Consider the following 20,193-nt stretch of genomic DNA (forward strand, 5'->3'; position numbering starts at 1 on the left):
TCGCGGCGAGGAACGACCATGTCGAAGCGTAACACGATCCTCTTTCTGACCGCTGCCGCCAGCCTGTTGTCCGCATGCGGCGTAGGCAGCGCACCGGGTCTCGAATCGGCCAACCAGCCGGTCGTCTCCCGCACTGATTATGTGTTCGATGCGGCCACCGACGGCAGCTATCTGGCGTCGGGCGAGCAGGCGCGGGTCGCCGGCTGGCTCGCTTCGCTGCGGCTCGGCTATGGCGACCGCCTCTATGTCGACGATCCCGCAGGAACCGGTGCCGCGCGGCAGGTAGCGGTCGAGGCCGCACGCTATGGCGTGCTGCTCTCCGGCCCCGCCCCGGTCACCACTGGCGCAGTTCAGCCGGGCATGGTCCGTGTGATCGTCAGCCGCATGAAGGCCAGCGTCCCCGGTTGCCCCGACCGCCGTGACACCGGCGAAGGCAATTTTGCGGGCAAAACCAGCTCGGGCTATGGCTGCGCGATCAACGGCAACCTCGCCGCGATGGTGGCACGTCCCGAGGATCTGGTGCGCGGCGAGCCTGGCTCCCCCACCGCCGACCCGGCGCAGATCACCAAATCGATCAAGGCGCTGCGCGAGGCGGCCCCGAGCGGCGCTGGCGGTACTGCCGTCAAATCCGAAGGTACCGGCGGAGGCGGCCAGTGAACGCGCCCTTTAACCCCCAGCGCGCCGCGCATCGCGAACCCTTCGTCGCGTTCGTGTGCGACGAGACGACCGCCGAGGCGATTCGCCCGATCGCGATCGAACAGGGCTGGAACCCCGACAAGGTCAACAAGGGCGGTCTGCGCAACGCGGTCCAGACCCTCTCGGTCTCGGCCAGCCCCAACATCCTGTTCGTCGATCTGTCGGAAAGCGGTGACCCCCTCAACGACATCAACGCGCTCGCCGAAGTGTGCGAGCCGGGCACGGTCGTGATCGCATCCGGCCAAGTCAATGACGTGCGCCTATACCGCGATCTGGTCGCGTCAGGCATCCAGGATTATCTGCTCAAGCCGCTCAATCCCGACGTCATGCGCGAAGCGTTCGTGCACGCGCAGGCGATGCTGAACGCGCCCAAGCATGTCGAGGCCGGATCGGACCGTCCGCATTGCGCGGTCGCGGTGATCGGCACGCGCGGCGGGGTCGGTGCATCGACGCTGGCGACCTCGCTCGCCTGGCTGATGAGCGAGAAGAGCGGGCGGTCGACCGCTTTGCTCGACCTCGACGTCCATTTCGGGACCGGCGCGCTGACGCTCGACCTCGAACCCGGACGCGGGCTGACCGACGCAATCGAAAATCCCAGCCGCATCGACGGGCTGTTCATCGAACGCGCGATGGTCAAGGCGTCGGACAAGCTGTCGGTCCTGTCGGCCGAAGCCCCGATCAACTCGCCGGTGATGACCGACGGCGCGGCCTTCTTCCAGTTGCAGGAAGAGATTCGCAGCGCGTTCGAATGCACCGTGGTCGATCTGCCGCGGTCGATGCTGGTCAATTACCCGCACCTCATCTCCGACGTCCAGGTGGCGGTGCTGGTGACCGAGCTGACGCTGGCCGCCGCGCGCGATGCGATCCGCATCATCAGCTGGTTCAAGTCGAACGCACCGCATACGCAGCTGATCATCGTTGCCAACCGGGTCCCGACCGGTGCGCTCGAAATCAGCCGCAAGGACTTCGAAGGCTCGATCGAGCGCAAGATCGATTATGTGATCCCGCTCGACACCAAGACCGCAGTGCAGGCCGCCAAGCTCGGCAAGCCGCTCGCCGAGGCGGGCAAGAACGTCAAGGCGCTCGCCCCGCTCGCCGACATCGCCAGCCGCGTGATTGCGATCACCGATGCGGGTGAGGAAGTCCGCACCGACAAGGCGAAGGTCAAGGGCGGCTCGCTGCTCGGCAAGCTCACCAGTTCGATCAAGCTCGCCAAGAAGGCGAAGGCATAACCGGCGTCGGCCCCGGCCGACACCCCGTTCCGGAGGCGTAAAGGGTGGAATTGCTCCCGATGATGATGCTGGCGGGCGGCACCTTCATGGTGCTCGTGCTGCTCATCCTCGCCTTTTCGGGGCCGTCGGCCAAAAATGCGAGCGCGCGGCGCCTGACGTCGCTGCGCGACCGCCATGCCGGCGTGGTCGGCGCTGGCGCCGTCGAGGCGCAGCTGCGCCGCATCTCCACCACCCGCAACAGTCGCATGGACAATGCGGCGGCGCGGTTCCTGCCCAACCCGGCCGAGCTCGGCAAGCGGTTGGCAATGACCGGCAAGAGCTGGACCGTCGGCCAATATGGCATGGCATCGCTCGGCATCGTCGTCGTGATCGCGGCGGCGCTGATGGTCCAGGGGCTTCCGGCACTGCTCGCCTTGCTGGTCGGCGTGGTCGTCGGCGCCGGCCTGCCGCACATGGCCGTCGGCTTCCTGATCTCGCGCCGCGTCGGCAAGTTCACGGCCAAGTTTCCCGATGCGATCGAACTGCTCGTGCGCGGTCTGCGCTCGGGCCTCCCGATCACTGAAACAATGGGCGTGGTCGGGTCCGAAGTGGAAGGCCCGGTCGGCGAAGAGTTCCGCTCAATCAGCGACAAGATGAAAATCGGGCGCACGCTCGATCAGGCGCTTCAGGAAACCGCCGACCGGCTCGGCACGCCCGAATTCCAGTTTTTCTGCATCACCATCGCGATCCAGCGCGAGACCGGCGGCAACCTTGCGGAAACGCTCGCCAACCTTGCCGAGGTGCTGCGCAAACGCAGTCAGATGAAGCTGAAGATCAAGGCGATGTCGTCGGAATCCAAGGCGTCGGCCTATATCATCGGCGCCCTGCCCTTCATCGTGTTCGGCATGATCTGGACGATCAACGACACCTATATGCAGGGTTTCTTCATCGACCAGCGGCTGATGATCGCGGGTGGCGGCGGGATCATCTGGATGGGCATCGGGGCCTTCATCATGGCCAAGATGATCAATTTCGAGATCTGATACGATGATGACCACCCCCACCGCACCCACCCTGCTCGGCGTCGACGTGTTCTACGTCGCGACGATCCTGGCCGGGATCGCCGCGTTCAGCGTGCTGCTCGCCATCTATGCCGCCGTATCGGTGCGCGACCCGATGGCGAAGCGCGTCAAGGCGCTCAACGAACGTCGCGAACAGTTGAAGGCCGGCATTACCGCATCGACCAGCAAGCGCCGCGCGAAGCTGGTTCAGAAGAACGCGACGACCGATCGCATCCGCGACTTCCTGTCCTCGCTCAAGGTGCTGCAGGACTCGCAGGTCAAGACCGCGCAGATCAAGCTGATGCAGGCCGGCATTCGGTCGAAAGATTACGCCGTCGCGGTCATCTTCGGCCGGCTGGTGTTGCCGATCGTGATCGGCGGGACGATGGCGTTCCTGGTCTATGGCACAGAGATGTTCGCCGACTGGACCCCGCTCAAGGCCTATGGCCTCGTCGCGGGCAGCGCGATCCTGAGCTACAAGGCGCCGGACATCTACCTCAAGAACAAGATCCAGAAGCGGTCCAGCGCGATTCGCAAGGGGATTCCCGACGCGCTCGACCTGCTCGTGATCTGTGCCGAAGCGGGACTCACAGTCGACGCCGCATTCGGTCGCGTCGCCAAGGAATTGGGCAAGGCCTATCCCGAACTGGGCGAGGAATTCTCGCTCACCGCGATCGAGCTCGGCTTCCTTACCGATCGCCGCCAGGCGTTTGAAAATCTGGCCACCCGCATCGACCTCGACTCGGTGCGCGGGGTCGTCACCACGATGATCCAGACCGAGAAATACGGCACCCCGCTCGCCTCGGCGCTGCGCGTGCTCTCCGCCGAATTCCGCAACGAACGCATGATGCGCGCCGAGGAAAAGGCCGCGCGCCTGCCCGCGATCATGACCGTGCCGCTGATCCTGTTCATCCTGCCGGTACTGTTCGTCGTGATTCTCGGCCCGGCGGCCTGCTCGATCAACGACGCGTTGATGACCGGATAACACGTCCCGCCCCCGTGATTCCGCGGGTGGCGCTCGGCTTCCGCTTTGGTTAACCTGTTTCGAACGCGAAATGGGGAGACGCGACCATGTTGTTCACCACGCCCACGGAATGGGCGGCGCTCGGCTTCACGCTGATCGCCGGCTGGCTCTTTGGTTTGGCCAGCAGTTCGGGCGGCAAGAAATGGAAACGCCAGCTCGAGGAAGCCGAGCTCAACTACGCCAGCGCGCGCGACCGCGACGAAGCCGAATTGTGGAACGCGCAGATCCGGATCCGCGACCTTGAGCGCGAATTGCGCGACTCGCGGCCGGCACCCTCGGCTGCACCGGTTGCCGCCACCGCCGCCGCAGCAGCCGCCGCACCGACGCTGATCGAACGCGTGCAGGAAGCGGCAGAGGCAAAGCCTGCCCCCGCGCCCGCACCTGCCCCCGAACCAGCGCCTGAACCTGCCCCTGCGGCCCAGCCCGAAACCAGCTGGATCCCCGAAGGCCCGCCCCCGCCCCCGTTGCCGATGGGCACGGTCGAGGCACAGCCCGTCGATCCCACCCCAGCGCCTGCCCCCGTGCAGGAGGAGGTCGCCCCGGCTTCCCCCGTGGCCACCTTTCCAGCGGCAGAGAGCCCAGCGCCGGCAGTTGCGGGCGGAGCGGATTCAGCTGCGCCGGGAACGCATGATCAAGGCGAGCCAGCAGGAAGCGTGAGCGAAGCGCAGCCGAGCAATGACTGGCTGCCGCCGCATGTCCGGGCGGACACCGCGCCCCAGGCCTGAACTGCGGGTCAACTCCCGCCGAGCAACACCTGCTGGTAATGCTCGACCACGGCGGCGAGGGGGCGCCCCTCGCCGTCGAGGACGATCGCACGGTGGCGCAACACCACGCCGCCCGGCGGAACCCGGCCGGGACGGACCTTCCACGTCGCGTAGGTTTCACGGCGCGGCGACAGGGGCAGGATCACCCGCCCGAACGGCACATCGCTGCCATCGAGCGCGGCGTTCATCTCCGGCGTCAGCCGACCGGCGACATACCAGTTGACCGCTTCGGACAGGACATGCGTCCCGCACATCAGCCGCACACGGCGATAGCCCAGCATCTCGCCTTTTCCGACCTTGAGCCGCGTGCGCACGGGCGAGGCGCTGGCGACGACGCGCCCGCGCTGCACCTCGGCCCGTACGCGCGGCGGATCGGCCAGGCCGAGCGCCGCACAGCGGGTCTCCAATACGCTCGTCGCAGTGCGCGCGGCCAACAGTTCCGCATTCAGGCGCTCGACGGGTGTCATCTGCGCGGCAGCGACGGCCTCGATCAGGATCGCGGCCAGCGCCATTGCACTCACCGCGCCCGCAACGCCGCCTGCGCCGCCGCCAGCCGCGCAATCGGCACGCGATAGGGCGAGGCGGAGACATAATCGAGGCCGGTCTGCTCGCAGAAGGCGATCGACGCCGGGTCGCCGCCATGCTCGCCACAGATGCCCAGCTTGATGTCCGGCCGGGTCGCGCGGCCGCGTTCGGCGGCGATGCTGATCAGCTCTCCCACGCCCTCGACATCCAGGCTGACGAACGGATCGCGTGCGTAGATCCCCTTTTCGACATAGGTCGTCAGGAACCGCCCGGCATCGTCGCGGCTGACGCCCAGCGTGGTCTGCGTAAGGTCATTGGTGCCGAAGCTGAAGAACGCCCCTGCCTCGGCAATCTCGCCGGCACGCAAGGCGGCGCGGGGCAGTTCGATCATCGTGCCGACGAGATACTCGATCGTCCGCCCCCGTTCGGCGAACACCGCCTGCGCGGCGCGGTCGACCACAGTCTTCATCAGCTCCAGCTCGCGCTTGGTGCCGACCAGCGGGATCATCACTTCCGGCACCGGCGCTGCGCCCGACTTCTCCGCCACGACACATGCCGCCTCGAAGATCGCGCGTGCCTGCATCTCGTAGATTTCGGGATAGGTCACGCCGAGGCGACAGCCGCGATGGCCGAGCATCGGGTTGAACTCGTGCAGCTCGGCAGCGCGGCGGCGCAGCGTTTCGACGTCGAGCCCGGCGGCCTTGGCCACCTCCTCGAACTCGCTTTCCTCATGCGGCAGGAATTCGTGCAGCGGCGGATCGAGCAGGCGGATGGTGCAGGGCAGCCCGACCATCACCTCGAAAATCTCGATAAAGTCGCTGCGCTGTTCGGGCAGCAATTTCTCGAGCGCGGCGCGGCGGCCGGCCTCGTCGCTCGCCAGGATCATCTGGCGCACGGCGGTGATCCGCGCGGCATCGAAGAACATATGCTCGGTGCGGCACAGCCCGATCCCCTCCGCTCCGAACTCGCGCGCGGTGCGGCAGTCGAGCGGGGTTTCGGCGTTGGTGCGCACCTTCAGGCGACGCACCTCATCCGCCCACACCATCAGCGTGCCGAAATCCCCCGCCAGCTCGGGCTGGATCGTCGGGACGGCGCCGAGCATCACCTCGCCGGTCGAGCCGTCGATCGTCAGCACCTCGCCCTCGCGCACTTCGCGCGTGCCGATGCGCATCACGCCTTCCGACGCCTTGATCGACAGCGTGCCCGCGCCCGAGACGCAGGGGCGACCCATGCCGCGCGCAACTACCGCCGCGTGGCTGGTCATGCCGCCGCGCGCGGTCAGGATGCCCTTCGCGGCGTGCATGCCGTGAATGTCTTCGGGGCTGGTCTCGACGCGGACCAGGATCACCGCCTCACCCGCCGCAGCGCGCTTCTCGGCCGTGTCGCTGTCGAACACGGTGATGCCCGATGCCGCACCGGGCGAGGCCGGCAGCCCCTTGGTCAGCACGTCGCGCGGCGCATTGGGGTCGAGCGTCGGGTGAAGCAGCTGGTCGAGCGCCGAGGGATCGACGCGCAGGATCGCCTCCTCACGCGTGATCAGCCCTTCATTGGCCATGTCCACCGCGATCTTGAGCGCGGCCTTGGCCGTGCGCTTGCCCGAGCGGGTCTGGAGCATCCAGAGCTTGCCGCGCTCGACCGTGAACTCGATGTCCTGCATGTCGCGATAATGGCGCTCAAGCTGGTCGAACACGCGCGCCAGCTCGGCATAGGCCTCGGGCATCGCCTCTTCCATCGAAAGCGGCTTGGCCCCTGCCTTTTCGCGCGCGGCCCGCGTCAGATATTGCGGCGTGCGGATGCCCGCCACCACGTCCTCACCCTGCGCGTTGATCAGGAACTCACCATAATAGGCATTCTCGCCGGTCGCGGGATCGCGGGTGAAGGCAACGCCGGTGGCCGAGGTGTCGCCCATATTGCCGAACACCATCGCCTGAACATTGACCGCCGTGCCCCAGTCGCCGGGAATGTCGTTGAGGCGGCGATAGACCTTCGCGCGCTCCGACTGCCACGATCCGAACACCGCGCCGATCGCGCCCCAGAGCTGGTCGTGCACATCCTGCGGGAACGGCTTGCCCCACAGCTCGACCACGATCGCCTTGTACTCCTCGACCAGCTTGCGCCAGTCGTCGGCGGTCATTTCGGTATCGAGGCTGTAGCCGCGATCTTCCTTGGCAATCTCCAGCGCCTCTTCGAACCGGCCATGGTCGAGTTCGAGCACGACGTCGGAATACATCTGGATGAAGCGGCGATAGCTGTCCCACGCGAAGCGCGCGTCGCCGCTGGTGTCGGCCAGCCCGACCACGGTGGCGTCGTTGAGGCCGAGGTTGAGGACCGTATCCATCATCCCCGGCATCGACACGCGCGCGCCCGAGCGGACCGAGACGAGCAGCGGGTCCGCCGCATCGCCGAACATCTTGCCCGTCACGCTTTCGATATGCGCGACGCCGGTCGCGACCTCGGCCTTCAGGCTGTCGGGAAAGCTCTCGCCATTCTCGTAATAGAGCGCGCAGACCGGGGTCGCGATGGTGAAGCCGGGGGGCACCGGAAGGCCGATCGACGCCATCCCGTCGAGGTTCGCGCCCTTGCCGCCGAGCAGATTCTTGTCGCCCTGGCCGCCGTCGGAAACATCCCCGCCAAAGCGGTACACATAACGAGTCATTCGAACCCCTTCCGTGACTTGGGCGCGGCCTACCGCAGGTGCGAAGACGGGGAAAGGGCTTGTCCCCCGTTGTCACGTGACAGATTTGCTTCACACGCACAAAACTGGTCATATGGTCGGTGCTTGCGGGGCCAACGCGTCCCGCCTTTGGGGGAGCGCAACATGCTGACTGGCTTGCTTCTTTCGGCCGCGACGGTCCAGATGCCGACGCCCCTGCCGCCCGCTGGCGGCTGGGTGGTCGATTTTGCCGACAATAGCTGCCTCGTCTTTCGCGATTATCGCGCGGAACAGGGCAAGGTGACCTTTGGCCTGCGCCTCATCCCCAATGCCCCTTTCGCCGAAGCCATGCTGATCATGCCCGAGGACGGAAGCGCGGTGTCCGGCATGGTCACGGTCAGCATGAACACCGTCCCCGATGTCGCATCATCCTATCAGAGCGGAACGACCAGCGACGGCCGCCGTCTGATCCGCTTCGATGTGACGCCGCAACAGGTGAAGGCGATGGCCATCGCCCGCGACATCGGCTTCAGCCGCGGCGGCAAGCGCATCGCGATGGCTGGGCTGGGGATGGGCAAGGCAATGGCGGCGGCATCGACCTGTCAGGACGATCTGTTGCGCAGCTGGGGTGCCGACCCGGCGGTCGAGGCAAAGATCAGCTGGCGCCCGGCGATCGTCACGCCCGAAAAGGACGCCAGCGTGTCGGATTACCCCATGGCCGCGTTGCGCGAGGGGGCGGAGGGCGACACGCTGTTCCGCCTGAACCTCGACCGCACCGGGCGAATCACCGATTGCAAGATCGTCGCGTCGGCAGGAAATTCCGATCTCGACACCCGCGCCTGCACGCTAATGCGCGAACGCGGATCGCTCCCCGCCGCCCGATTGGCAGACGGCAGCGCCGCGCCAACGGTGATCGTCGCCCGCTTCGCCTGGCGCCTGCCGGGGTGAGCGGGCGAGGGGCTTGGCTACCCCTCGATCTTCCCGAAATCCGCCACCCGGTGGACCGCGTCGCGCATGCGGGCCAGCAGGGCGAGACGCGCGGCGCGTTTGGCGGGATCGCTGTCGTTAACCGTCACATCAGTAAAGAACGCGTCGATCGGCGCGCGCAACGTCGCGAGCGCAGCCATCGCCCCCTCGAAGTCCTCCGCCTCGACCGCAGCCGCAGCCTTCGGCTCCGCCACGTCGAGCGCAGCGATCAGCGCCGCCTCGGCGGGCTCGGGCGGATAGGACAGCGTCGCCCCGGCGAAGGCCGGGGCCGCCAGAGGCTCTTGCGGCGCGCTTGTCGCACCGACCCCGGCCTCCGCCGGGGCGACATACCCCTCCTTCTTCAGGATATTCGCCGCGCGCTTGTAGCCGGCGAGCAGGTTTGCCCCATCCTCGGTCGCCATGAACGCCTGCAGTGCATGGACACGCGCGAGCAGGCGGACGAGATCATCCTCACCGCCGAGTGCGAACACCGCGTCGATCAGGTCGTGGCGGACGCCGGCTTCGCGTTGCTGGACCTTGAGGCGGTCGGCGAAGAAGTCGAGTATATCATCTTGCTTATCTGCAACGAGCGCATAGTTCAAAGCAACCTGCAGAGACTTGCGAGCCTGATCCGACATACGAAGCTTAGCAATTATTCTCTCACTATTAGGGTCTTCACCGTCCTTCGGCGCAAGATAATCGGCGAGTATTTCAAGCGGCGACACGCCCTCCTTTTTACGGGTAGCTCGAAAGTCGGAGAAAGTCGCTTTGCCTTCGTTTTCGAGACGTGTCTCATCCGCGCGAGCAGCTCGCTCAAGCTGTTGATCGATGGCAGTTTCGAACAACGTGTCAAAAGCGTTCGCGAGCTTGAACCGCACATTGTTTTGCTGGGCCAGTGCGAGCGCACCAAGGGCGCTTCTGCGCTGCGCAAACGGATCCTTGGAGCCCGTGGGCGGACCCACAACCGAATACAGTGACAGCACGCTATCCAGCTTATCCGCCAGCGACACCGCCACCGTGACCGGCGCGGTGGGCACGTCATCCCCCTGCCCGACCGGCTTGTAATGGTCGCGGATCGCGGCGGCGACGGCCGGGTCTTCGCCCTGCGCGGCGGCGTAGTAGCCGCCCATCAGGCCCTGTAGCTCGGGAAATTCGCCGACCATGCCGGTGACGAGGTCCGCCTTGGCGAGCCGCGCGGCGCGTTCGGCGAGGTTGGCCAATCTTGCCCTCTCCCCTTCAGGGGAGAGGGTGGCCGAGCGGAGCGAGGTCGGGAGAGGGGCGGTGGGATCGGCAGGGGCTGCCACGCCAGGCCCCTCTCCCAACCCTCTCCCCTGAAGGGGAGAGGGCTTTATGATGCCCTCTTCCACCAACCACCGCGCGAGCTTGGCAACCCGGTCGACCTTGTCCGCGACGGTGCCGAGCTTTTCGTGGAACACGATCTTTTCGAGCTTGGGATGCAACTCCTCCAGCTTCGTCTTCAGATCGGTTTCGTAGAAAAAGCGCGCATCGCTGAGCCGCGCCGCAAGCACCTTCTGGTTGCCCGCGACGATCCGTTCGCCGCCGTCCGCCGCGTCGATGTTCGCGGTACAGATGAAGGCATTCGCCAGCTTGCCATCGGCATTTGTGCAGACAAAATATTTCTGGTTCACCCGCGCGGTGAGCTGGATCACCTCGGGGGGCACATCCAGAAACGCCTCGTCGAACCGACCAAGTAACGGCACCGGCCATTCGGTCAGGCCGGCATTCTCGATCAGCAGCCCTTCGTCCTCGACCAAAGTAAGCCCGGCCTTGTTCGCGGCCAGCTTCGCGCCGACCGCGATGGTCGCGCGGCGCTCATTCTGGTCGACGATGACATGGCATGCGCGCAGCTTTTCGACATAGTCCGCCGCCGAACCGATGGTGATGACGCCTGGATGGTGGAAGCGATGCCCCACCGTCGCGGCCCCGGACTTCACCCCGGCGACCTCGCACTCCACGATCTGCTCGCCCAACAGCGCGACGATGCCCTGCAACGGCCGCACCCAGCGCAGGCTTTCGGTCGACAGCGAGGCATCGCCCCAGCGCATCGACTTGGGCCAGGGAAAGGCGCGGACGGTGGCGGGAATGGCTTCGGCCAGCACGTCGGCGGTCGCCCGCCCCGGCTTGTCGATCACCGCGAACAGCGTCGCGCGGCCCTTGACGTCGCGCGTCTCCAGCGCGTCGCGGGTCAGGCCGGCCTTGCGCAGGAAGCCCTCGACCGCCGCGTCGGGGGCGTCAGCGGGCGGACCTTTCAGCTCCTCGCTCACCGCCGCAGTCTGCTCGGGCAGATCGCGCGCGATCAGCGTCAGGCGGCGCGGGGTGGCGTAGGTGACGAGGCCCGCGGCCTTCAGGCCGGCCTTGTCGAGTTCGGCGGTAAACAGGCGCGCCAAATCCTCGCGCGCCTTGTCCTGCATCCGTGCGGGGATTTCTTCGGAGCGGAGTTCGAGGAGGAAGTCCGTCATAGCGACCACTCCGGAAATTTGGCGCTCCAGTCGGGCTTCATATGTTCGATATACGCCTCGCAACTGCCCTTCGCGAGATCGCGGACGCGGCCGATATAGGCCTGGCGCTCGGCGACCGAGATGACGCCGCGCGCCTGGAGCAGGTTGAACAAATGGCTCGCCTCGATTGCCTGTTCATAGGCGGCGATGGGGACATTGTTGGTCAGGCAATTCTCGCACTCGGCCATCGCCTTGCGGAAGCCTTCGAACAGCGTGTCGGTGTCGGCGACTTCGAAATTATACTTCGACATCTGGCGTTCGTTCTCGAGGAACACGTCGCCATAAGTGACGCCGGCATCGTTGAACGCGAGGTCGTACACGCTGTCCTTGTTCTGGATATACATGGCGAGGCGTTCGAGGCCGTAGGTCAGCTCGCCCGCCACCGGCTTGCAGTCGAAGCCGCCCATCTGCTGGAAATAGGTGAACTGCGTCACCTCCATCCCGTCGCACCACACTTCCCAGCCCAGGCCCCAGGCGCCGAGCGTCGGCGATTCCCAGTCATCCTCGACGAAGCGGATATCGTGCTTGAGCGGATCGATGCCGATCGCGGTCAGGCTGCCGAGATAGAGTTCCTGCAGGTCGGGCGGGCTGGGCTTCAGGATCACCTGATACTGGTAATAATGCTGCAGCCGGTTGGGGTTCTCGCCATAGCGGCCATCGGTCGGGCGGCGGCACGGCTGAACGAACGCGGCATTCCAAGGCTCGGGCCCGAGCGCGCGCAGCGTCGTCGCGGTGTGGAACGTCCCCGCGCCCATGCGCATGTCGTAGGGTTGCAGGATCAGGCAGCCCCGCTGGCTCCAATAGTCATGGAGCTTGAGGATCATGCCCTGGAAGCTGAGCGGCGTGGTCATGGTGCCGGGCTTTGGCGAAAGGGCGAAGAGCGGTCAACTGCGGTTGACGCGAGGAGCGCGGGCGGCTTTGGAGGGGCGATCATGTTGAAGCGTCTGATCGTCCCCCTCGCCGCCCTGTTGCTCTCCGGTTGCTCGCTGTTCGGCGAGGATGCGGACCCTGCCTTGTGGGTGGTCAAGGATGGCGACACCACCATCTATCTGTTCGGCACCGTCCATGTCCTCAAGCCCCGGATGCACTGGTTCGACGAGGGCGTGCGCGAGGCGTTCGACGCGAGCGACGAGGTGGTTCTGGAAATCGCCAAGCCCGACCCGCAGGCGATCGCCGCGCTGACCGCGCAGCTTGGCACGCGCGGGGGTCCGCCGTTCGCGCCGGAGGTGGATGCGGCGGCGCGCGACCTGGGCATGCAGGCCGGCGCGATCGACAAGCAAGAGCCGTGGCTGGCGGCGCTGACGCTGGCGCAGCTAGCGGTGAAGAAGGCGGGCTATGACAGCGGCGACGGGGTCGAGGCAACGCTGTCCGAGGCGGCGGAGGACGCGGGCAAGCCGGTCAAGGCGCTGGAATCGGCGCGCGGGCAGCTGATGCTGTTCGACGGCCTGTCGGGCGCGGCACAGAGCGCGATGCTGGAGGAGACGGTCAAGGCGCTGCCGGGGACCAAGGCTCGGCTCGACAAGTTCGTCGCCGCCTGGGCCAAGGGCGATGCCGAGAGCGTCGGGGCGGAGATGAACCGCGGTGCGCTGGCGTCGCCGGAGGTGGCAGAGGCGCTGATCACGCGCCGCAATGCGCGCTTCGCCGACTGGGTCGCGGCGCGGATGGAACGGCCGGGGACGGTGTTCGTCGCGGTTGGCGCGGGGCATCTGGCGGGCAAGGGCAGCGTGCAGGCGCTGCTGGGCGAGCGGGGGCTGAAGGTCGAGCGGGTGGTATATTGAGCCATTCCTCCCCTGAGCTTGCTCAGGGGAGGGGGACCGCCGCCGCAGGCGGTGGTGGAGGGGCCGCCCCGCAGAGGGCGGAATTTTGCCGAGCCGTTTCGGCCGTCTGCGCGGCCGCCCCTCCGTCAGCGCTGCGCGCTGCCACCTCCCCCAGCGAGCTGGGGGAGGAATGGGATGGACTTTCCCCCTCCCCTCGCCTATAGGCGCGCGCTTCCGGTCAGGGTCATCCCTGGAGGCCTGGGCGGAATTGGAAACACTTTAGCGCATTGGAACGACATATGAGCGACACGCTTACGCTGTCGGCCGAGACGCGCGACCGGGTTGGCAAGGGAGCCTCCCGGGCGCTGCGTCGTGAAGGCCGCGTCCCCGCCGTGATCTACGGCAACAATCAGGAACCTACGAGCATCCATCTGGATGAGCGCGCGCTGTACAAGGCGCTGCACACCGGCCACTTCATGAACTCGGTCGTGATGATCGAAGGTCTGGGCGGCAAGGCGATCCGTACGCTTCCGAAGGACGTGTCGCTCGACGTGGTCACCGAACGCCCGGTTCATGTCGATTTCCTGCGCATCTCCGAACATGCCACCGTCACCGTGTCGGTGCCGGTCGTGTTCGCCGACGAAGACGCGTCGCCGGGCCTCAAGAAGGGCGGCGTGCTGAACGTCGTCCGTCACGAGCTCGAGGTCGTGTGCGACGCGGCCGAGATCCCCAGCGAGATCACCGTTTCGGTGAAGGGTCTGGACCTGGGCGAATCGCTGCACATCTCGGCCGTGACCCTGCCCAAGGGCGTGGCGAGCGCGATCGAAGACCGCGACTTCACCATCGCGACGATCGCGGCTCCGGCGGCTTTGGTCTCCGAGCAGGCCGAGGCTGCTGAAGCCGAAGCCGCTGGCGAGACCGAGGAAGCGCCCGCCGCTGACGGCGACGCTGCCGAGGGCGAGGCCAAGGACGGCGAGTAAGCCTTTCGCGGCAAGTGCCGATCGATTACGAGCGCCTCCGCACCCCAAGTGCGGGGGCGCTCTTCGTTTGTGAAAAGGTAATGCGATGCAGCTCTGGGTTGGCCTCGGCAATCCCGGCCCCGACTATGCGATGAACCGGCACAATGTCGGCTTCATGGCGGCCGACGCCATCGCCGAAGTGCATGGCTTTTCCGCGCCGGCGAAGAAATTCCAGGGCTGGCTGCAGGAAGGGCGCATCGGCGGAGCCAAGATCCTGTTGCTCAAGCCCGCGACGTACATGAACGAAAGCGGCCGCGCGATCCGCGCCGCGCTCGACTTCTACAAGCTGGAGCCGGAGGCGGTCACGGTGTTCCATGACGAGCTCGACCTCGCGCCGTTTCAGGTCAAGGTGAAGCGCGGCGGCGGCGCGGCGGGCCAGAATGGCATCCGCAGCGCGATCGCGCATATCGGGGCCGAGTTTCGCCGCGTGCGCATCGGCATCGGCCATCCGGGGCACAAGGACCGCGTGACCGGCTATGTCCTGGGCAACTATGCCAAGGCGGAGATCGAGGATCTGTCCGACCTGCTCGGCGCGATCGCGGCAGAGGCCGAGTGGCTGGCCAAGGGCGATGATGCGCGGTTCATGAACGACATCGCGCTACGATTGCAGCGGAGCTGAGCGGACACAAAAAAGGCCGGGTTTCCCCGGCCTTTTTCATTACTCGGGACGTGCGGCTTACGACGCGACGTTCTTCTTGCCGACAACCACGCCGACCGCGCGGCTGTCGCCCGCCGCCACCGCACCGCTGATCGCGAAGCTGATGCCGATCTCGCCCGCCTGCGGACCATAGGCCAGGCCCTGGAAGGTGCCGCCAGCGGTGCTGCCCGGGCCGAAGCTGCCGGTGAACTGGTTGCTGCCCACCGGAATCGCGCCGGTGCCGGTGAAGGTGCCATAAGCGACATTGCCACCCGTGGTGACCCGCTCAAGGTTCAGCGTCAGCGTAACCAGGCCGGTGGCATAGTTGATCGACAGCGTCGCGGTGCCGCCCAGCTTGTCGACCGGGCTCGCCCCGGCGGCCGGGGCGATCACCGAACGTCCGGCGATGCGCACAGTGTAGGTCGCGGTGCCGGTGGTCGGCATGTCGGTCAGCACCGTCGGATAGCCATAGACGCCATAGGTGATGCGCTTCGCACCCGCCGTGCTGTCACCGCGCCACCAGCCGGCATAGCTGACCCGGGTCAGCGCCAGCGCGGTGTCCGACGTGACCTGACCCGACACGGTATTGTTCAGCAGGTCGAGCTGGCTGAACCCGCCCGGATTGGTCGGGGCGGTGATGTCGCGCAGGACATATTCCGGGTTCGCAGGCAGCGGCGGGGTCAGCAGATCCTCACCCTTAAAGCGCGATTCCTCAGCATTCTCGCGCACCACCAGCTCGGTGGTCGAGGTCGAGGTCAGCGTGCCCTGCAGCGCCAGCCGGACGCGGTTCGAGAAGGCGTCGGTGCCTGCAGCACCCAGCGTGACCGGACCGGTGGCATCGCCGGTATAGCTGGTCGCGGCGCTGACCGTGAAGAACTCGCCCGCAGTGTTGGCGGCGATCGGCAGGCTCGAATAGCTGATCGGCGACGGGGTCGGCGTCACGCTCGAGCTGGGGGTAGGCGTCGGGGTCGGCGTGGCGCCGTCATCGCCGCCGCTGCAGCCGGCTACGACCAGAACAACTGCGGTGCTGGCAATCAGGATGGAACGGCGAATCATACTGCGACTCCTGTAACGTGGCCGTCTGGAAGGCGGTTGGCGCCTTTACCCGGGATGAACGGGCCGCGTTGCCACGGCCACTCAATGTGCTGCGGTAGCGTGGCTGGCCACGAAACGGAAGAGCGCCGATGCGGGATTCGCCGCATCGGCGCAAACTCGGGTCAGTTGCCCAGCTGGCCGAGCAGGCCGCGCAGCTCCTGAATCTTTCGGTACCGTGCCGCCGGATCGAGCTTGGCCATTGGTCCGACCCCACCAAATTCCGCTCCGCTCTGCAGGCATGTCGTCACTTGCGCCTGCGCCTGCGCGCGGTCGCCCTTGGTGAAATTGGTCTCGATCTGCTCCTTCACCGCCCAGTCGAGATAGGTGTCGAGATTGGCCTTGGACAGTTCGGGCTTGGGCGGATCGGCGGGGATCACCTGATCGCCCAGCGTCTTTTCGATCATGCCGCGATAATAGGTCAGGAACGGCGCGGCCCCGCCGGCAATGTTCCTGGGCACCGGGCTGTCGAGCAGGCGCTGCTGCCACTTCACCGCAGCATAGCAGCGCACGTTGAGCGCCAGCTTGTCCTGAAGGTCGCGCGCCTTGCGCTTCTCCTCGGCCTTGGACTTGGCTTCGGCCGCGGCCTTTTCCTGCGCGCCATTGTCGCCGCATCCGGCCAGCGCGATCAGCGCCAGCGGCGCCAGGATTGCGAGTGTCTTCATGGACTTGATGTCCTCCCCTGTTCGTGATGGCGCGACTTTGACGCCGTGCCGCGCCCTGTCAACCGCGCGGGGCGCTTGCACCGATCCCCCGTCCATGCTGTGCGGGCGGGATGACGATCAAGACGCTGTTCGCTACCCGCTTTTCGCAGACGCAGCTCGAAGACGCCGCGTTGCTCGCCGAACTGGCCGATGCCTGCCGCGACCTGGCGGAGCAGGACCGTGCCGGGCAGCGTTGGTCGAAGGATCATGGCTATCGCGGCTATACCAGCTACGCCTCGCTCGACGACCTGCCCGACCGCGACCCGCGCTTTGGCGACCTGGTCCGCCACCTCAATCGCCATGTTGCGCGTTTCGCCGATGCCTGCGCGTTCGACCTGTCGCGCAAGCTCAAGCTCGACAGCCTGTGGGTGAATATCCTCAAGCCCGGCGGCACCCATTCGGGGCATATCCACCCGCACAGCGTCGTCTCCGGCACCATCTATGTCGACGTGCCCCCGGGCGCGGGCGCGCTCAAGCTGGAAGATCCGCGCCTGCCGATGCTGATGGCCGCCCCGCCCCGACGCGCCGACGCGCCCGAAGATCTGCAGACGTTCGTCTATGCCCAGCCGGAGCCGGGCAGCATCTTCCTGTGGGAAAGCTGGCTGCGCCACGAGGTAACGCCACACACCGGCAAGGGCGAGCGGATCAGCGTCAGCTTCAACTATCGTTGAGCCCCTAGCCTTTTGCCTGTCTCCGGCGTATCTGCGCGCCTTTCCCGGATCACAGGACCAAGAGACCCATGGGCTTTCGCTGCGGCATTGTCGGCCTTCCCAATGTCGGCAAATCGACGCTGTTCAACGCGCTGACGCAGACTGCGGCGGCACAGGCGGCCAATTATCCTTTCTGCACGATCGAGCCGAATGTCGGCAACGTCGCGGTGCCGGACGACCGGCTGGACGCGCTGGCGAAGATCGCCGGATCGCAGAAGATCATCGAGACACAGCTGGGGTTCGTCGACATCGCCGGCCTGGTGCGCGGCGCGAGCAAGGGCGAGGGGCTGGGCAACCAGTTCCTCGGCAACATTCGCGAGGTGGACGCGATCGTCCATGTCCTGCGCTGTTTCGAGAATGACGATATCCAGCATGTCGACAACAAGGTCGATCCGATCGCCGACGCCGAAACGGTCGAGACCGAGCTGATGCTGTCGGATCTCGAAAGCCTCGAAAAGCGCGTGCCGAACCTGCAGAAAAAGGCGGCGCAGGGCGACAAGGAAGCCAAGATCGCTGCGGCGGTGCTGGGCCGCGCGCTCGACCTGTTGCGCGAAGGCAAGCCTGCGCGGTTGGTCGAACCGAACGACATCGAGGAAGAGCGCGTGCTCAAGCAGGCCCAGCTGATCACCGCCAAGCCGGTCCTCTATGTCTGTAACGTCAACGAAGAGCATGCCGCGGACGGCAACGACTATTCGGCGCGGGTGTTCGACAAGGCCAAGGCCGAGGGCGCGCAGGCTGTCGTCGTCTCCGCCGCGATCGAGGCCGAGATCGCGACCATGCCCGCCGAAGAGCGCGGCGAGTTCCTCGCCGAGCTGGGGCTGACCGAAACCGGCCTCGCCCGCGTGATCCGCGCGGGCTATTCGCTACTGCACCTGTTGACCTTCTTCACTGTGGGGCCGAAGGAAGCGCGCGCCTGGACCACCCATGTCGGCGCCAAGGCCCCGCAGGCGGCTGGCGAGATCCACACCGATTTCGAACGCGGCTTCATCCGCGCCGAAACCATCGCGTTCGACGATTACGTCAGGTTCAACGGCGAAACCGGCGCGCGCGACAACGGCAAGCTGCGGTCGGAAGGCAAGGAATATGTCGTCCAGGACGGCGACGTGATGCTGTTCCGCTTCAACGTCTGATCGGGCGCCTCAGCCGAGATACCGCTTCCGGCGCTCGGCGCTGGCCAGCATCACGACCAGCGTTGCGACCACCAGCAGCCCCGCGACAATCGTCGCGGTGGCAATTGCGTCATGCACCTGCCCCGCCTTTTGGTGGATCGCGAACAGCGCCCACAGGAACGGGAGCGGATACCACGGATTGCCGCCGGTCCCGAGCAGGGCCCCCGCCACGATGACGCCGCCGACGATCAGGATCGCGGCCGAGATCAACGGCGCGGATCCGGGCAACACGATGCCGTGGAAGTTGAGCGCAGCGGCGATGTTGACGATCGTCGCGGCGGTCAGCCAGCCCGCCAAGGCGCTGAGCGGCAGCACCACTGCCAGGCGCTCGCCCAGGCTGAACGCCGGGGTGCTGGCAAAGACGCGCAGGATCGCGAGCAGGTTGACCAGCGTGAACATGATGATCAGCACCGACGGGAAGCCAAGGCTGAACAACTGGGTATAGGTCACCCAGAGCGCGTTGCCGAGTACGGCGAGCGCGAAATGCCAGCCGATCCGGCGCACCAGTTCGCTGTCGCGATGACGCGGCAGCAGCTGATAGACGACATAGACCAAGGTGCCGAAATAGAGCGGCCCCCAGATCGCAAACGCCCAGCCCGCCGGGGTGATCAGCGTCTGCGTGTCCGCCGATTGTTCGCCGACGGGATTGCCGATGCCGATTGCGGGCAGCAGCGGGGCAAGGATCTGCGCGAGCGCGAATACGAGCGCGGCGATGGCGCGAACGCGGCTGTTCGGGGCGGAGGCGGTCTGGGTCATGGCGCGAGAACCTAAGCCACCAAAATTGGTTCCGCTAGTGAAACGCCCAGCGAAAGGTCTTGGCGATCGCCAGCGTCGATCCACGCACCAAAGGCAGCGCGACGACCGGGCGTTGCAACCCGTGCATCGCGCGCGCCCAGTCGGGGAGCAGGTCGACCGCTGCGGCGAAGATCGCCGCCTGTGCCGGAGCCATTGCCAGGCTCGGAGCGGGCTGGTTCAGCAGGAAGCGGGCGACTTCGCGGGTGCGGTGATCGACCATCAGCTGGGGTCGCATCGCGGTGATCAGCCCCTCCGCCTCGAACCGGCTGCGCGGGATCGGATCGGCGCCCAGCGCCGCTGCCACGCGCGCCGTCTCGGCATAATAGACATCCTCCTCAGCACGGCTGACCGCCACGCCATAGCGCTGCCACGCGGCAAGGAAGCACCACATCTCCGTCACATGCACCCAGGCGAGCAATTCAGGATCGTCGGCGCGATACGGCGTGCCGTCGGGCAGCGTGCCCGCCACCCGCTCATGCACGTCGCGCACTTTGGCGATCGATGCTTCGGCAATGCTGCGATCGGCATAGGTCGTTTCGGCGATGAAGCGCGCGGTGCGGCGCAGGCGGCCGAGCATGTCCTTGCGAAACGCGCTATGATCCCACACGCCCGCCAGCACCGCCGGGTGGAGCATCTGCAGCAGCAGCGACGCAACGCCGCCGACCATCATGGTCGTCACGTCGCCGTGGACGCGCCACGTCACGCTATCGCGCGGGAACAGCGCGTTGTCGCTGCGCACCACCGGCGCTTCGCCCTTTTGCTGGTCGTTGAACGTCGCCCGGACCACGCCGATCAGGCGCTTGCGCAGTCCGATGGTGATGGGCGAAGGCGGCATCGGCGCCAGTTCTAGGGCGGATGGCGCGCCGATTGAAGGGGCCGTCCGAAATTGTC

19 protein-coding genes are annotated in these 20,193 nt (G+C 66.5%); 11 read left to right on the forward strand and 8 right to left on the reverse strand.

The window, feature by feature from the left end:
• Positions 1 to 18: 18 nt before the first annotated feature.
• The 5 genes from KYX69_RS05745 (at position 19) to KYX69_RS05765 (ending at position 4,717) form a co-directional block, all read left to right on the forward strand.
• Positions 19 to 657 (forward strand): CpaD family pilus assembly lipoprotein, encoded by a 639-nt coding sequence (locus tag KYX69_RS05745; protein ID WP_300494848.1) that lies wholly within the window; start codon positions 19 to 21, stop codon positions 655 to 657.
• Complete coding sequence (locus KYX69_RS05750; RefSeq protein WP_300494850.1) at positions 654 to 1,928, forward strand: pilus assembly protein CpaE; 1,275 nt, start codon at positions 654 to 656, stop codon at positions 1,926 to 1,928. Before KYX69_RS05745 ends, KYX69_RS05750 begins: the two co-directional genes overlap by 4 nt.
• A 44-nt stretch (positions 1,929 to 1,972) precedes the next feature.
• The gene (locus KYX69_RS05755) at positions 1,973 to 2,950 is read left to right on the forward strand and encodes a type II secretion system F family protein (RefSeq protein ID WP_300494853.1); all 978 of its coding nucleotides are present in this window, start codon (positions 1,973 to 1,975) and stop codon (positions 2,948 to 2,950) included.
• A 7-nt stretch (positions 2,951 to 2,957) separates the two neighbouring features.
• On the forward strand, positions 2,958 to 3,953 hold the full coding sequence (locus tag KYX69_RS05760) for a type II secretion system F family protein (protein ID WP_300494855.1): 996 nt from the start codon (positions 2,958 to 2,960) through the stop codon (positions 3,951 to 3,953).
• Between the two features lie 86 nt (positions 3,954 to 4,039).
• Entirely contained in the window at positions 4,040 to 4,717 is a 678-nt protein-coding gene (locus KYX69_RS05765) for a hypothetical protein (RefSeq protein WP_300494858.1), read from the forward strand.
• 8 nt (positions 4,718 to 4,725) lie between these two features.
• Here KYX69_RS05765 and KYX69_RS05770 read toward each other — a convergent pair whose 3' ends face one another.
• Both KYX69_RS05770 and ppdK read right to left on the reverse strand, forming a co-directional pair.
• Positions 4,726 to 5,268: a hypothetical protein gene (locus tag KYX69_RS05770; protein ID WP_300494861.1), complete on the reverse strand. Its 543-nt coding sequence runs from the start codon at positions 5,266 to 5,268 to the stop codon at positions 4,726 to 4,728.
• Between the two features lie 5 nt (positions 5,269 to 5,273).
• Entirely contained in the window at positions 5,274 to 7,937 is a 2,664-nt protein-coding gene (ppdK, locus tag KYX69_RS05775) for a pyruvate, phosphate dikinase (protein ID WP_300494863.1), read from the reverse strand.
• Between the two features lie 162 nt (positions 7,938 to 8,099).
• Between ppdK and KYX69_RS05780 the strand changes: the two genes are divergently transcribed.
• Entirely contained in the window at positions 8,100 to 8,882 is a 783-nt protein-coding gene (locus tag KYX69_RS05780; protein WP_300494865.1) for a TonB family protein, read from the forward strand.
• 17 nt (positions 8,883 to 8,899) lie between these two features.
• On the opposite strand, the gene glyS is transcribed toward KYX69_RS05780, so the two are convergent.
• Positions 8,900 to 11,380 (reverse strand): glycine--tRNA ligase subunit beta, encoded by a 2,481-nt coding sequence (gene glyS, locus KYX69_RS05785; RefSeq protein WP_300494867.1) that lies wholly within the window; start codon positions 11,378 to 11,380, stop codon positions 8,900 to 8,902.
• Positions 11,377 to 12,270, reverse strand: a complete 894-nt coding sequence (locus KYX69_RS05790; protein WP_300494869.1) for a glycine--tRNA ligase subunit alpha — start codon at positions 12,268 to 12,270, stop codon at positions 11,377 to 11,379. The genes glyS and KYX69_RS05790 overlap by 4 nt, the downstream gene beginning before the upstream one ends.
• 81 nt (positions 12,271 to 12,351) lie before the next feature.
• On the opposite strand from KYX69_RS05790, the gene KYX69_RS05795 reads away from it, so the two are divergent.
• The 3 genes from KYX69_RS05795 to pth all read left to right on the forward strand — a co-directional run bounded on the left by KYX69_RS05795 (position 12,352) and on the right by pth (position 14,814).
• A complete protein-coding gene (locus KYX69_RS05795) occupies positions 12,352 to 13,197 on the forward strand; it encodes a TraB/GumN family protein (RefSeq protein WP_300494871.1) in 846 nt (281 codons plus the stop codon).
• Between the two features lie 278 nt (positions 13,198 to 13,475).
• A complete protein-coding gene (locus tag KYX69_RS05800) occupies positions 13,476 to 14,156 on the forward strand; it encodes a 50S ribosomal protein L25/general stress protein Ctc (RefSeq protein WP_300494875.1) in 681 nt (226 codons plus the stop codon).
• Between the two features lie 85 nt (positions 14,157 to 14,241).
• Positions 14,242 to 14,814 carry an aminoacyl-tRNA hydrolase gene (gene pth / locus KYX69_RS05805; protein ID WP_300494878.1) on the forward strand — a complete coding sequence of 191 codons (573 nt, stop codon included), beginning with the start codon at positions 14,242 to 14,244 and terminating at the stop codon, positions 14,812 to 14,814.
• Between the two features lie 57 nt (positions 14,815 to 14,871).
• On the opposite strand, the gene KYX69_RS05810 is transcribed toward pth, so the two are convergent.
• Positions 14,872 to 15,888 carry a hypothetical protein gene (locus tag KYX69_RS05810; protein WP_300494881.1) on the reverse strand — a complete coding sequence of 339 codons (1,017 nt, stop codon included), beginning with the start codon at positions 15,886 to 15,888 and terminating at the stop codon, positions 14,872 to 14,874.
• A gap of 161 nt (positions 15,889 to 16,049) precedes the next feature.
• Positions 16,050 to 16,589 carry a hypothetical protein gene (locus KYX69_RS05815; RefSeq protein ID WP_300494884.1) on the reverse strand — a complete coding sequence of 180 codons (540 nt, stop codon included), beginning with the start codon at positions 16,587 to 16,589 and terminating at the stop codon, positions 16,050 to 16,052.
• Between the two features lie 110 nt (positions 16,590 to 16,699).
• Between KYX69_RS05815 and KYX69_RS05820 the strand changes: the two genes are divergently transcribed.
• Positions 16,700 to 17,299 carry a TIGR02466 family protein gene (locus tag KYX69_RS05820; RefSeq protein ID WP_300494886.1) on the forward strand — a complete coding sequence of 200 codons (600 nt, stop codon included), beginning with the start codon at positions 16,700 to 16,702 and terminating at the stop codon, positions 17,297 to 17,299.
• 68 nt (positions 17,300 to 17,367) lie between these two features.
• A complete protein-coding gene (ychF, locus tag KYX69_RS05825) occupies positions 17,368 to 18,468 on the forward strand; it encodes a redox-regulated ATPase YchF (protein ID WP_300494889.1) in 1,101 nt (366 codons plus the stop codon).
• Between the two features lie 9 nt (positions 18,469 to 18,477).
• Here the strand turns inward: ychF and KYX69_RS05830 are convergent, their stop codons facing one another.
• Together KYX69_RS05830 and KYX69_RS05835 are read right to left on the reverse strand one after the other, a co-directional pair.
• Positions 18,478 to 19,263, reverse strand: coding sequence for a hypothetical protein (locus KYX69_RS05830; RefSeq protein ID WP_300494891.1), 786 nt, complete (start codon positions 19,261 to 19,263; stop codon positions 18,478 to 18,480).
• Between the two features lie 34 nt (positions 19,264 to 19,297).
• Positions 19,298 to 20,137: an oxygenase MpaB family protein gene (locus KYX69_RS05835; protein ID WP_300494893.1), complete on the reverse strand. Its 840-nt coding sequence runs from the start codon at positions 20,135 to 20,137 to the stop codon at positions 19,298 to 19,300.
• Positions 20,138 to 20,193 lie beyond the last annotated feature (56 nt).

This window comes from Sphingomonas sp. (assembly GCF_030145815.1).
Classification (GTDB): domain Bacteria; phylum Pseudomonadota; class Alphaproteobacteria; order Sphingomonadales; family Sphingomonadaceae; genus Sphingomonas.